A 12,982-nucleotide genomic window follows, 5' to 3' on the forward strand; every position below is an offset into this window, starting at 1 on the left:
AAACTGTGACAATTGTTTATCTATCAAATTGTCTATCTATCAATATGTACAAATATTACATGAGTCTGGATTCCGTAAAATGTCGGAAAGACTGCCTCATTCGGAATTCATATCCGCTCTCAGGGAGTGATAAGTATTCATGAAGAGTGAGACTTCACCCTTGTCGTAGAGCTTTCACAAGGTAGAACCAGTTGCAGCCATGCACCACCGTCAGGATGATTTTGGGCGCGAACTGTTCCATGATGTGCCTCCACAATTTGACGCACGATTGCTAGACCTAACCCGCTACCACTGGTCAATTGGGTCGCTGCTTGGCTCTGAGTTGGGCGTACCCGCGATGGATCAGCGCGGTAAAAGCGATCAAAGATGTGCGCGATCGCCTCTTCGGGGAATCCTTCGCCTGCATCAATGATATCGACCTGAAGTCGGGGCTTTGACTGCTCTTGCAGCGTTGTCTCAACGCGGACGATGCCCTGAACGGGGCTGTATTTGAGGCTGTTATCAAGCAAGTTGAGAAAGACGCGATACATACGGGCTTCATCGGCTCGGAGCTTCACAGATTCTAAGCCGCTGTAGTGCAGTTGCACTTGTTTTTCGCAGGCAAGCGGTTCTAAGCTTTCCCAGGCAGAATAAATCAGTTTGACCAGATCGATCGAGGTTAATCGCAGCCGTTGAGTCGGATTTAGGTCTAACTGGCTCAGATCAAGGAGATCTTGCACTAATCGACTGAGGCGAATGGTTTCATTCAGTAAGCGATCGATCCAAGCCCGATTCGTAGGATCTAAGCGGGCTTGTAGGGTTTCAGCGACGAGGCGAATCGAGGTCAGGGGCGTTCTGAGTTCGTGGGCAACATCGGATGTCCAGCGGTCACGCTGTTGGACTAAGTTGACTGCTTCTTGACGATTTTCTAGAAAAACGCCGACTTCACCCTTGGAGAGCGGAAAGGCAAGCCCGCGAATCGGCGTGGATCGCGCCTGCGACAGATCTTCTGCATCTGCGGAAATCGGATAAAACATCCATTCGCGCTGATGGAGTTGATTGCGATCGCGGGCCTTTTCAATCAATGAGTCGAGTTCGTAGGATCGCACCAGCTCTAAGAGCAGCCGAGGCGCATAATCATCGCTTTGATGAATGCCTAGCATTTGAACGGCAGCGGGATTGCACCAAGTCAGTTGATTTTCGTCATCAACTTGCAGATAGCCGATCGGCGACAAGCTGAGAATCTGCTTCCATTCTTCGAGCGTGCGTTCTAATTGCTCAATTTGCGCCTGATGATGAGAGATCATCATCGATAAGCGAGAGGTGACCGACAAGTCAATCTCTGCTTCATCGGGAGGTAGATTTTTGGTCAGGCGATGAATACGGGCAGTGAGTTGCCCCCGATACACCGTGAAAGGAAGAATCCCGATCGCGAGTCCAGCCAGAAACCAAAGAACAGACACAGGCAAAACGCGGCTAAAGGGCGGTAGGAGATGGCTTCTCTCTCCTCTAAGCTTAGCCGAATCGATAGCCAAAACCCCGGACAGTCACCAAATACTGAGGATTACTTGGATCAAGCTCTAGCTTTTCCCGTAGCCAGCGAATGTGAACATCCACCGTTTTACTTTCGCCCACAAAATCGTGTCCCCAAATTTTCTCTAACAGTTGATCCCGTGACCAAACGCGCTTCGGATGCCTCAGGAAAAGCTCCAACAGCTTGAATTCTTTCGGTGAGAAGTTCACGACTTCGCCTCGAACCGTCACCCGGCATTCTTGTGAGTAAATCGTGACATCCTGAAATTGCAGAGTGGGACTCGATTGAGCAGGCTGGAACTGCTGATGACGGCGCAGCAAGGCACGGCAGCGAGCAACCAATTCGCGCATCCCAAACGGCTTGGTGAGATAATCATCAGCTCCCACCTCTAGTCCAACGACGCGATCGGTTTCACTCGCCTTGGCGCTGAGTATCAAAATCGGGACGCTGCTTCCTTCGCGCCGCATCCAACGACAAATATCTAATCCATTCACATAGGGCAGCATCAGATCCAGGATGATCAAATCTGGCATAGATGATTTGTCGGAGTCTTGGCTTAGAGCCGTTTGCAGAATTTCTAGGGCTTGGCGACCATCAGTAGCAGTGACCACTTCATATCCTTCGTCGGACAAGGTGAGCGCGATCGTGTCGCGAATCGTCTCTTCATCATCGACAAGCAGAATTCGTCTGATGGAAAGTTTGGGTGCGACAGTTGTAGCGTCAGTCAGGAGCGTTGTCTGCATAAAAAGTGCGTCTCGACTTGTCGGCAAGATTCTACCATTGATCCAGATCACCGTATGGGTTTATACAGTTTCTCAAGATTTAATGACTAATCAGTAACCAAACTGGAATGGTCGCCAAAATCGCGATCGTACTCAAAGCAATACTACTCGCTGCCAAATCGTGGTCTAGATTGTACTCCTCAGCCAGAATCAAGCTCGCAAACGCACTGGGGACTCCTGCCATGATCGTCAAAGACAGACGAGCATCGTAATTTAGTCCCAGAATAGCGACCGCGATCGCGACTAAGCTCGGCAAAATCAGTGCTTTGAGCAGTACCGGAATTGTAGCTGTTTTTAGGCTGGCGATGCCGTTGAGTTGAATCAGGCGCATTCCCATCAGCAGAAATGAGGCGGGAATGACAAAGACAAGCGAGGAATGCACGATCGTTTCACCCCACGCCGGAAAGGCGATCGACTGAGTGAAATACGCAGCAGCAAATGCCCAGAGCGTCGGAACCGTAAGAATATCTCGCAGCAGCGTCCAGATTGTGCTTTGAGCTTCTGCGCGACCATAATGGCTCGCTACTAGAACACCAATACCATACGTCCCAATCAAGTTCTGGGTGACGCTGTAGAACACTGCCCAGCTCAGATCCCCAGTGCTAATCAACGCAGGAATTAACCCTAGACCGACAAAGCCTGTGTTTCCGATCGTCGAAGCAATCACAAACGTTCCTTGAGCAGCCCGATCCATCGGCGGCAACCAGCTTTCGATCGCACCCAACCAAGCTGGCTTTGCTTCAGTTCTGAGCCAAACTAAAAGCTGCAATGTGATCCAGGCAAGCGTCAGTCCTGTCCCCAACGTCGCGATCGTCACCGCAGGCGCAATGCCGACATGTGTCGAGAAGTCAGTTTCTCGTACCAGGGAAAAGATTTGCCACGGTACGCCCACCCAATATAAGCTCCGCCCTAAAAATCGTGGAAACGATAGAGGCAAAAATCGAAATAATAAAGCACCCACCCCAGTCCAGAAGATTAAGGGGGTGTAAGCGTGAACCAAACTTGCGATCATGCCCTTGCCACCATCGGGCGCTACTCCCTGCACTATCGTAACGGATCGATCCCGCAAATAGCGCATTTAATTGGGACGGACATTTTTAACCCAAAATTACTGCCAGTCTTTGATTCGCCACTGATTGTCTTGGCGTACTAAGGTGTAGCGCACCGACATATCTCGATCGGTCTGTACGTCACCAGGGTTATTTCCGGCAAAATATTTCCGCACCTCAGTCACGGTTGCTTTTACGGTCGCCTGATTTGGGTCGGTTGGACTGACTTCAACGCCTTGCACTTTAACTGCGTGGTCGTATTCGATGTATAAGTTCTCACGCTTCGTTTCTTCGATGTTCTGCTGCCATTCTGTAAGCTTCGGATCAACTAGCACCTGAGCCAGTTTTGAGCCGTCGTAGTTTTTTCCCATTGCCGCTTTCTTTGCATCAAGCCAGGTTTCTACCACTCTCTGGGCGAGACTTTGGTCGAGATTGCCTGAAAGGGTGACGGGTTGAGAAGCAGGCTGTAAGTTGACGATCGGTTGATCAAGCTGCACGGGAAGCGCTTCACTTGCCGTTTGAGCCGATGGATTCATTAGCGCTCTGAGTGCCCGAATCATCAAAAAGCCTAGTCCCATCGCAAGCGCGACTCCTAGAAGTAGCACAATCCAGCGCGATCGGCGATTTTCTCTCGGTGCTTTTGCTCTAGGCACATTTTGATCCGGCGCGTGATAGCGAGAGGAGGCAGAGCGGTCGCGCCCGTTGCGACCACTGCGCGACGATCGAGGAAGCGCTGACTCCCCACTATTGGTGCTGCTTCTTGGGGAGCGTTCTGAAACGGAAGCTTCTGCAACACCTGTGGTTAATGTAGCGGTTGCCGAGCGATAGCCACCGATGTTCTCCTCGACTGGAGTCGTGCGTCCATTGCGAGAGGGAGCGATCGTCGAGCCGTAATTTAACTCATGATGCACCAGTCCCTGCTCGGCCATTGACCAGTCTGTAACCCATTCCCCGTCCGCAGGCAGTTCTTCTAAGTAAGCTTGAACCTGCTCATCGGCAAAGTAATCTTTGAGTAATGCTTCTCGTTTCGCCAAATCCCGAAAATGAGGAAAAACTTCTTCTTGTAGCCAGCGCTCAGAATAGAGACACAATCCCGGTAGAAGATCCGGTGCGCCTTGGGAGTTTTCGCGAATAAACGCCAGCGGCTCGTACTCCTGCGATAGTTCAAGCACGCGGCTAGCTTCCTCGGTTTGTCCGAGCAACAGAGCGCAAACCGATTGTTCAAGATGGACATCTTGCCGACTGCCGAGCCGGAATAACAACAATTTTGCTCGACGAATCAGCGCAGGCTGATGATCTGCGAATCCTCGCGCCAACAGAGCGTAGACTGCAAGATAAGTAGCGACGGCTGACGGACGACGAGACTCTTCTTCAAACAAAGCCTGCTGCTCTGCTGCGGTTAAATATCCCCGCAACTGCTGAATAAACCGCAAAAAATCATCAACGCTTAAGCCAGACTGATCATTGCCTGTGCCATCAATGCCACTCCGCTCACGCAGCATATCTTTGAGCAATCGCAAGCCCTGTTGACGATCGCCGCTCTCTTCATTCGGCGCTGCCAGTAGTTCTAGAATTCGGTAAGGACGCAGCTTAAATAAATCCGCTTGAATTTCGCCCCGTACCCCCGCAAACAATCCCTCTCGCAGAAGCAGTTCCTGCCCCGTTTCTAGCGCCTCTGCTGCATTTTCATACTGTCCTTGCTGCCACTGCTCGCGACCGAGTTCTAAACAGGCAAGCGCGATCGTCAGAACAATATCTGACAGCACAATGCGGGGATCACCAAATCGACCATCCCGAATCGAGGAGGTTCCACTACTGAGATAAGGTCGCCCAATCTTCAGAACTAATTCGTATTCGCCTAACTCTTGCAGAATTAATAACGCTCCGATCAAATGCTGATCGTCAAGTTCGATCGTTGCGGCATCTGCATCTTCCTCGTATTGAAGGCTCAGCAGTTTCTCATCAATTGATTTACGTTGAGCTGGGTCAGCGAGCAAAGCATACGCTTGATCGAGCAAATCTCGGCGAGTGGCGATCGCCGCTTCAGAATACTCACGGCGGGGCAACTGTAACGTGCGATCGCGATGAGCTTGCTTCAACTGGTCTGCCGTTGCTTGCATCGGTAGACCTAAAATCCGGTAATAGTCGAGCGGTATACGCACAGTTCACGTCCCCAGCAGTAGATCGAGGTAAGGAAGATCGAGAGTGACGATCGAATTGACAGACATCATACCTTGTCGGTGCGAAGTCAGCAGCGTCGGTGGGCGTAACTTAGAAACTGTAATCCTAACAATAAAAGGATTTGCAAATGGATAGAACCCCAACAAGGTAAATAAATCTTGAAGTTTATCCATCTTGTGCAGTGCATCTGTTGCGGTTTCCGGTTTGCTACATTTGATCTTTGATACGTCAGGAAGGTATTTTAGATTAGATTATTCAGAATAGCGCGCGATTCTTTACGCAGGTTTCGCATTCACTTTTTCGATCTGGGGTTATTGCAGCGAGGTTAATTGATTCTCATGGTTCAAGAAAGAGCATTTCCGGCATTTCAAACCGTCCCCGCGCAAGTGACCCGCGAGGAAGGGTTAATGCTGTATGAGGATATGGTGTTGGGGCGCTTCTTTGAAGATAAGTGTGCCGAAATGTACTATCGCGGCAAAATGTTCGGATTTGTACACTTATATAACGGTCAAGAAGCGGTTTCAACGGGCGTGATTCGGGCGATGCGTCCAGGCGAGGATTATGTCTGTAGCACTTATCGCGACCACGTTCATGCGCTGAGCTGTGGGGTTCCAGCCCGTGAAGTGATGGCGGAATTGTTCGGCAAGGCGACCGGATGCAGCAAGGGTCGCGGCGGGTCGATGCACTTATTCTCAGCAGAGCATCGCTTACTCGGTGGGTTTGCGTTTATCGGGGAAGGGATTCCGGTAGCGACGGGAGCGGCGTTTCAGTCGAAGTATCGTCGCGAAGTGATGGGTGACGAAAGCGCCGATCAGGTAACGGCTTGCTTCTTTGGGGATGGCACTACGAATAATGGACAGTTTTTTGAGTGCTTGAACATGGCGGCACTGTGGAAGCTGCCGATTATTTTCGTGGTTGAGAATAACAAGTGGGCGATCGGCATGGCGCACGATCGAGCAAGTTCTCAAACCGAGATCTACAAGAAAGCGAGCGTTTTCGGGATGCCGGGGTACGAAGTGGACGGAATGGATGTGTTAGCCGTTCGCGGCGTTGCCCAAGAAGCCGTAAAACGAGCGAGAGCAGGTGAAGGCCCGACTTTAATCGAGTGCTTAACCTATCGCTTCCGGGGGCATTCGCTCGCTGATCCCGATGAACTGCGATCGAAAGAAGAAAAAGAAGCATGGCTAGCACGCGATCCCTTGAAGAAATTCTCGTCGTACTTGATTGAGCAAAATCTAGTGAAGCAGAGCGAACTCAAGGATATTGAGAAGAAAGTGCAAGCCTTGGTCGAAGATGCGGTGAAATTTGGATTAGAAAGCCCTGAACCTGATCCGAGTGAACTGTATAAGTACATTTTTGCAGAGGATTAATCGAGGTTTTGTCGCATTCAATCATTAGGTGAATGCGTTTGATTGTCGGTGTTGCACAACGGATAGAGACGCAATCAATTGCGTCTCTATCTTTTTGGGTGAATGCTTAATATTTCAATTGACGCGGTAATTCGATCCGAAAGGTTGTACCCCGACCGACCTGGCTCTCGATCGAAAGACTCCCCTGCATCAGTTCCACCAGGGATCGGACGATCGCAAGCCCCAATCCAGTACCCCCGTTCAGGCGGGTCGAAGTTTGGTTGACTTGCCAAAACTCTTGGAAAATTCGTTCTTGATCCGCCGGATCAATTCCGATGCCTGTATCTTGAACCACGATTAGCACTCGTCCTGCGGGGAGTCCCCACACTCCTAGCGTGACTTGTCCTGCTTCAGTGAATTTAATCGCGTTCGAGAGCAAATTGGTCATAATCTGCCGCAATCGCACGGGATCGCTGACGATCGGTAAAGCCTGTTGAGCGCTGTCCAAATTGAGTGCAATTCCTTTTTGCTCCGCAAAATGGCGTAATTCTTGTGCAGTTTCGTCTGCAACTTTAAGCAGATCAAGCTCAGTCATTCGCAATTGCAGTTTTTTCGCTTTCAGTTTCGAGAAGTCTAAGAGTTCTTCGATCAAAGTAAGCAGGTGCTGACTGTTGCAAACAATGCGATCGGCCATGCAGGCTAGGGTGCTATCCTCCATTGTGGAGACACGCTTCAGCAACAGATGGGAAAAGCCCAAAATCGCATTCATGGGGGTGCGTAACTCGTGCGAAATCGTTGCCATGAACTGGTCTTTTAGGCGATCGATTTCCGTGAGTTCAAGGTTTTGCAGTTGTAATTTGTGCAGTTGTGCTTCGCTCTGTTTGCGGGCAGTAACGTCGCGAATTAGCCAGCGAAGCGCGATCGCTTTTCCTTGAAAATCGCGCACCGTTTCAACAGTAATGGCACTATCGATAGAATGCGTGTCTTGTCCACACATCGTCACTTCCCACTCCTGAACGCGATGAATCGTGAGAAGTTGACTCAGCAGCCCTCGAAAAGCGGATCGCTGCTCTTTGTGGACAAAGGAAACGAGAGAGTTTTGGATCAGATGGCGATAAGGGACATTGAACAATTCGATCGCGGCTCGATTGGCTTCGAGTACAGTGCCGTAGAGATCTGTAACGACGTAAGCATCAGGCGCGAATTCAAATAGTTCTTGATAGCGTTGCCGTTCGGCTTCGATCGTGCGCTGAGCCGATAACAAGGACTTATTTTGCTGTCTGAGTTCTTCTTCCGCAACGTGCAGTTCCTCTAAAGCGGACTGTAACTCCTCTAAGCACCCTAGCATCAAGTGCGGGCTTTCATGAGCGGCAGTCTGTGTAGTTTGATACAACGTCTGGGTGCGTTGCTGCACAGTTTGAATATACTCGCTTGTTAAATCCGTTTCCATAGTTCGACACAGGGGCAAGTTTCAATCAAGGGGGCGGGCAGATGTCAGTAGAATTGTCTGAGGTTTTTAGCAGGCAAGCATCTACCTCTGTTAGGAGTTGAGATTTAAAAATGGAATTATTAGAAAAGATGTCAAGAGCTAAATTTACTAAAACTGTAAGTCAATGATGCAGATTTTCACATTCATCTTTAGACATCTTTGGAATTAAGTCTATAAAAAAGTTCTAAAGAATTAAGCCAATAAAAAAAAAGCCCCGATCGTGTAGAAAATCGGAGCTTTGGTCGTCCTAATCTTGATGTTTAGCACCAGCTTTCCGAGTTTGCCTGACGCTTCAGTTGAATATTTCCTAGGTGTTTTTTCACGGTGTCGATCGTGATAAATAGCTGCGCTGCAATTTCTTTTCGCGATAAGTTGCAGCGTTTGAGAAACCAGACCTCGGCTTCACGCGGCGTGAGACCGAATTTTTTGGCTTCTGTCACCGCGAGACTTTGCAGCGATCGCTGTTGGTCTTCTAAGCGAACCAGCAAGCAAGGCTGTTCTAATTGCAGCCACTGAACGCAGATACGATAGGTTTGGTGATTTTCTGTCTGTAGCTCGGACTCGATCAAGAGTGGACGAGCGCCGTACCATTGACGACTTTCGATTAACGCTTCGCAGGAACGCCAGACCTCAGCAGGATATTGCTGATGGGGACTGAGTTTTTGGCAAATCTCGGCTCCGGGTGTGTTTGCAAAGAGCAATTGACCTTGCTGACTCACAATCAAAATACCGTCTACTAAACCTTCTAATACGGACAACAGGAAATCATTAGGGGTATTAAGAGGCATATTCATCATCTTCAGGGGCGAATGAGTGGTAAGAGACAAAGGAATCAGGCTGGCTGAGTTCCGATAAAGATGAGTACGGTTAGGGCATTCGTTTTATGCACTCAACTTGATACTCCTGAAGATACGCCAGAGAACGGCGAGCGTCCGTATGAAAAGGTTAGGACTTTAAGGTTATAAAACGTTATTTCGGCAAGCCTGAATTCATCAGAAAATGGAAGTATTCGTAATCTCCCTGACTGTGATTGAAGCGCTAAATATCGCTCAGTGTAAAGATTAATCAGAGGGGGTGAACTACCGTGATCACGATCGAGGAGGCGCTTTGCGTATTGGATCGAGTGCTAAAGCAAGATCGCTTGACTCATCTGCAAGAAGTAGTGTTCCGATGTGCTTGGGAGGGTCTGACTTATGAACAGATTGCGACGGCTGAGGACTACGATCCGGATTACATCAAGTTAGTTGGCGCTCAATTGTGGCAGCTTCTATCCGAGCGTTTGGGGCAACGAGTGACCAAAAGCAATTTCCGCGTTGCGCTGCGCCAATGTGCCCAAATGCAGCAAACAGAAATTCGATCGCTGGAGCTTTCCCATGCGTTAGTAGATTGGGGCGAGGCAGTTGATGTTTCGGGATTTTGCGGTCGTGCTCAAGAGCTAGAAGACCTCGATCGTGCCTTAACCGAGGAACAGTGTCGATTCGTGACGATTTTGGGCATGGGCGGCATTGGGAAAACGGCTCTGTCTGTGAAATTGGCGCAGCAGGTACAAGCAAAGTTTGAAGCGGTGATTTGGCGATCGCTGCAAGATGCACCACCCCTCGATGTGATTTTGTCGGATTGGATTCCATTTCTATCGCGGCAACAAGAAACCGAGCTACCCGATACCGTTGATGGAAAACTGGCTCGATTGATGTATTACTTGCGATCGTCGCGCTGTCTCCTCATCCTCGATAACGTTGAATCTATTTTAGAGAGCGGCGATCGGGCTGGACATTACCCGATCGGGTATGAATGTTATGGAGAGTTGTTTCGCCGCATCGGGGAAACGGTGCATCAAAGTTGTCTCGTGTTAACCAGCCGCGAGAGGCCGAAAGAAGTCGCGGCACTCGAAGGGCAGTTTGTGCGATCGTTTCGCTTGGAGGGTTTGAATCCAACAGAAGCAGGAGAATTTCTCAAGCCAAAACAGCTAGAAGCGAGTTCAACCACATTTACACGATTCATCAATCTTTATAGCGGCAATCCATTGGCGCTGAAAATCGCGGCTTCGACGATTCAAGATTTGTTTGATAGCGATGTGAGCGAGTTTCTGACGCAAGGGACAACTGTGTTTGGTGGAATCTCGGACTTGTTAGATGAACAGTTCGATCGCCTATCGCATCTCGAACAGCAGATTATGTACTGGATTGCAATTAATCGCGATGGAACTTCGCTGTCTGAGTTAGCTGAAGATCTAGTTCCGCCGATTCCCAAACGACAGTTAATCGAAGCCTTAGCATCTTTGGCGCGAAGACCCATTGTTGAAAAACGCGGCGCGAAATTTACGCAGCAGCCTGTCGTGATGGAATATGTGATTGATCGATTGATCGATCGCGTGTTTCAAGAACTATGTTCTGAGACGTTTGAACTCTTGATATCTCATGCTTTGGTCAAAGCAACCGTTGAAGATCATATCCGCGATCGTCAAACTCGGATGATCATGCAGCCCTTGGTCGATCGTTTGACTGCTCCGACCCATTGCCCAACAGATTTAGAACAAAAGTTTAGGTCTGTCTTGGTCAAGCTTCAACAACAGCTAGGATGTGCCCCTGGATACGCAGCAGGTAACATTCTCAATTTATTGTGCTGTCTCAGAGCGGATTTGACTGGGTATGACTTTTCGGGTTTGGCAGTGTGGCAAGCGCAGCTACAGGGCGTGAACTTACATCACGTCAATTTTACGAATGCAGAGCTAAAGAAATCCGTCTTTTCAGAAACTTTAGGGAATGTTTGGTCAGTTGCATTTAGTCCCGATGGTACAACCTTAGCTGCAAGCGATACGGCTGGGGCAATTCATCTGTGGAATGTTCTAGAGCGGCAAAAGATACTAACCTGTGATGGGCATCAACATTGGGTCTGTGAGATTGCTTTTAGTCCAGAGGGGGATTTGATTGTCTCAGCAAGTGGAGATAATACCGTCAAAATTTGGAGTACCAAAACAGGCGAATGTTGGCGAACGCTGAGCGATCATCAAGATTGGGTCATTTCGATCGCTGTTTCTCCCACCGCTCCAATTCTTGCGAGCAGCAGCGCCGATCGCACGATTCGGCTTTGGGATCTCTACACCGGAAAACTGATCCGAGTGCTAGAAGGACATCAGCACTGGATTTGTAAGGTTGCGTTTAGTCCAGATGGTCGAATGTTAGCGAGTGGTAGTGACGATCGCACAATTAAACTCTGGAGCGTAGAGACTGGAGAATGCCTAAAAACTATTGAAGGACATACAAACACAGTAAGAGGTGTTACCTTTAGTCCCGATGGAACAATGCTGGCATCGGGCAGTGAGGATGCAACTATCAAGCTTTGGGACATTCAAACTGCAAGCTGTGTTAGAACCTTAACCGGACACTTAGATCAAGTTCGATGTGTGAACTTTAGCCCAGATGGGCAACTGATACTCAGTAGTAGCTTTGATCAAACGATTAAGCTTTGGGATCGATCGACCGGACAATGCTTAAGAACATTGCATCAGCATCGGGGAGTAGTACGATCGGCTGTGTTTAGTCCCACTGGAAACATGATTGCGAGTGGTAGCGCTGATCAGTCTGTTCGACTTTGGCACACGCAAACCGGAGAATGTTGTAAAACCCTCCAAGGCTATACCAACTTTGTCTTATCGGTTGAGTTTAGCTTTGATGATCAATTTCTAGCCAGCACAAGCACAGATCAAACCGTTAATCTTTGGGATGTTGCTTCTGGAGCTTGTATCAGTAGCTTTTACGGACATGAAAACTGGGTTTGGACAGTTAAATTTAGTCCAGATGATCAATTGCTTGCGAGTGGTGGCTTTGATCACACAGTTCGAGTGTGGAGTCGATCGACTAATCAATGCTTGAAAGTGCTACGCGGACATACCAATTGGGTGTGGTCGGTGGCATTCAGTCCGAATGGAACAACGCTTGCCAGTGGTAGCTTTGATCAAACCATTCGCCTCTGGAATCCGCGTACTGGCGAATGCTTACAGATTCTCGCGGCACAGAGTCGAATTTGGTCGATCGCTTATAGTCCTGATGGTGAGTTCCTAGCAAGCGGTGAAGAAAATCATTTGATTCATCTTTGGAATCCGCATACAGGTCAATGTTTGAGAACCTTACAAGGACATACCAGTCGAGTGATGTCTGTTGTTTTTAGTTCGGACGGAAAACGGTTAGTTAGTGGTAGCGAAGATGGAAGCGTGAGGATTTGGGATCTGAAATCGGGACAGTGTGAAATGGTGTTTCGGGATAGCGATCGAATCCTATCTATTGCAGTTTCTCCAAGCGGCGATCGCGTTGTCAGCGCCGGAATTGATCAAACGGTAAAAGTATGGAATCTCCAAACCGGGGAGTGTGAAATTTTACAGGGGCATCGCGATCGGATTTGGTCGGTGAAATTTAACGGAGATGGCTCAAGAATTGCCAGTGGAAGCGAAGACCAAACAGTCCGGTTGTGGAATGTTGAAACCGGAGAATGCGTGAAAGTATTACAGAAACCACAGCCTTACAACGGTGCGAATATCACAAATGTTAGCGGAATTACGAATGCCCAGAAAACTACATTGAAAGCGTTAGGAGCAATAGAGGAGAATATCTGTAGGTTTTGAG

General features: G+C 48.9%; 9 protein-coding genes. 2 read left to right on the forward strand and 7 right to left on the reverse strand.

Annotated elements, in window-relative coordinates; translation table 11 throughout:
• Positions 1 to 137: 137 nt before the first annotated feature.
• The 5 genes from NC981_RS04230 to NC981_RS04250 form a co-directional block, all read right to left on the reverse strand.
• Positions 138 to 1,442, reverse strand: a complete 1,305-nt coding sequence (locus tag NC981_RS04230; RefSeq protein ID WP_348241656.1) for a PAS domain-containing sensor histidine kinase — start codon at positions 1,440 to 1,442, stop codon at positions 138 to 140.
• A 52-nt stretch (positions 1,443 to 1,494) separates the two neighbouring features.
• Positions 1,495 to 2,256, reverse strand: a complete 762-nt coding sequence (locus NC981_RS04235) for a response regulator transcription factor (RefSeq protein ID WP_348241657.1) — start codon at positions 2,254 to 2,256, stop codon at positions 1,495 to 1,497.
• Between the two features lie 79 nt (positions 2,257 to 2,335).
• A complete protein-coding gene (locus tag NC981_RS04240) occupies positions 2,336 to 3,373 on the reverse strand; it encodes an AEC family transporter (protein ID WP_348241658.1) in 1,038 nt (345 codons plus the stop codon).
• Positions 3,374 to 3,403: 30 nt separating this feature from the next.
• Positions 3,404 to 5,506, reverse strand: a complete 2,103-nt coding sequence (locus NC981_RS04245) for an IMS domain-containing protein (protein ID WP_348241659.1) — start codon at positions 5,504 to 5,506, stop codon at positions 3,404 to 3,406.
• 3 nt (positions 5,507 to 5,509) lie between these two features.
• Entirely contained in the window at positions 5,510 to 5,698 is a 189-nt protein-coding gene (locus NC981_RS04250) for a hypothetical protein (RefSeq protein ID WP_348241660.1), read from the reverse strand.
• Between the two features lie 165 nt (positions 5,699 to 5,863).
• Here NC981_RS04250 and pdhA point away from each other — a divergent pair, with 165 nt between their 5' ends.
• Positions 5,864 to 6,895, forward strand: a complete 1,032-nt coding sequence (gene pdhA, locus NC981_RS04255; protein WP_190378808.1) for a pyruvate dehydrogenase (acetyl-transferring) E1 component subunit alpha — start codon at positions 5,864 to 5,866, stop codon at positions 6,893 to 6,895.
• A 106-nt stretch (positions 6,896 to 7,001) separates the two neighbouring features.
• Here pdhA and NC981_RS04260 read toward each other — a convergent pair whose 3' ends face one another.
• Positions 7,002 to 8,324, reverse strand: coding sequence for an ATP-binding protein (locus NC981_RS04260; RefSeq protein WP_348241661.1), 1,323 nt, complete (start codon positions 8,322 to 8,324; stop codon positions 7,002 to 7,004).
• Between the two features lie 299 nt (positions 8,325 to 8,623).
• Complete coding sequence (locus tag NC981_RS04265; RefSeq protein WP_348241662.1) at positions 8,624 to 9,151, reverse strand: LuxR C-terminal-related transcriptional regulator; 528 nt, start codon at positions 9,149 to 9,151, stop codon at positions 8,624 to 8,626.
• A gap of 296 nt (positions 9,152 to 9,447) precedes the next feature.
• Between NC981_RS04265 and NC981_RS04270 the strand changes: the two genes are divergently transcribed.
• Positions 9,448 to 12,981, forward strand: coding sequence for an NB-ARC domain-containing protein (locus NC981_RS04270; RefSeq protein ID WP_348241663.1), 3,534 nt, complete (start codon positions 9,448 to 9,450; stop codon positions 12,979 to 12,981).
• Position 12,982: the final 1 nt, after the last annotated feature.

The sequence above is a fragment of the Leptolyngbya sp. DQ-M1 genome (assembly GCF_039962505.1).
GTDB lineage: Bacteria > Cyanobacteriota > Cyanobacteriia > Leptolyngbyales > Leptolyngbyaceae > Leptolyngbya.

Coding starts and splice junctions, on each gene's coding strand:
- NC981_RS04240 (WP_348241658.1), bottom strand. CDS start 3,373: ATGCGCTATTTGCGGGATCGATCCGTTACGATAGTGCAGGGAGTAGCG.
- pdhA (WP_190378808.1), top strand. CDS start 5,864: ATGGTTCAAGAAAGAGCATTTCCGGCATTTCAAACCGTCCCCGCGCAA.
- NC981_RS04235 (WP_348241657.1), bottom strand. CDS start 2,256: ATGCAGACAACGCTCCTGACTGACGCTACAACTGTCGCACCCAAACTT.
- NC981_RS04250 (WP_348241660.1), bottom strand. CDS start 5,698: ATGGATAAACTTCAAGATTTATTTACCTTGTTGGGGTTCTATCCATTT.
- NC981_RS04265 (WP_348241662.1), bottom strand. CDS start 9,151: ATGCCTCTTAATACCCCTAATGATTTCCTGTTGTCCGTATTAGAAGGT.
- NC981_RS04260 (WP_348241661.1), bottom strand. CDS start 8,324: ATGGAAACGGATTTAACAAGCGAGTATATTCAAACTGTGCAGCAACGC.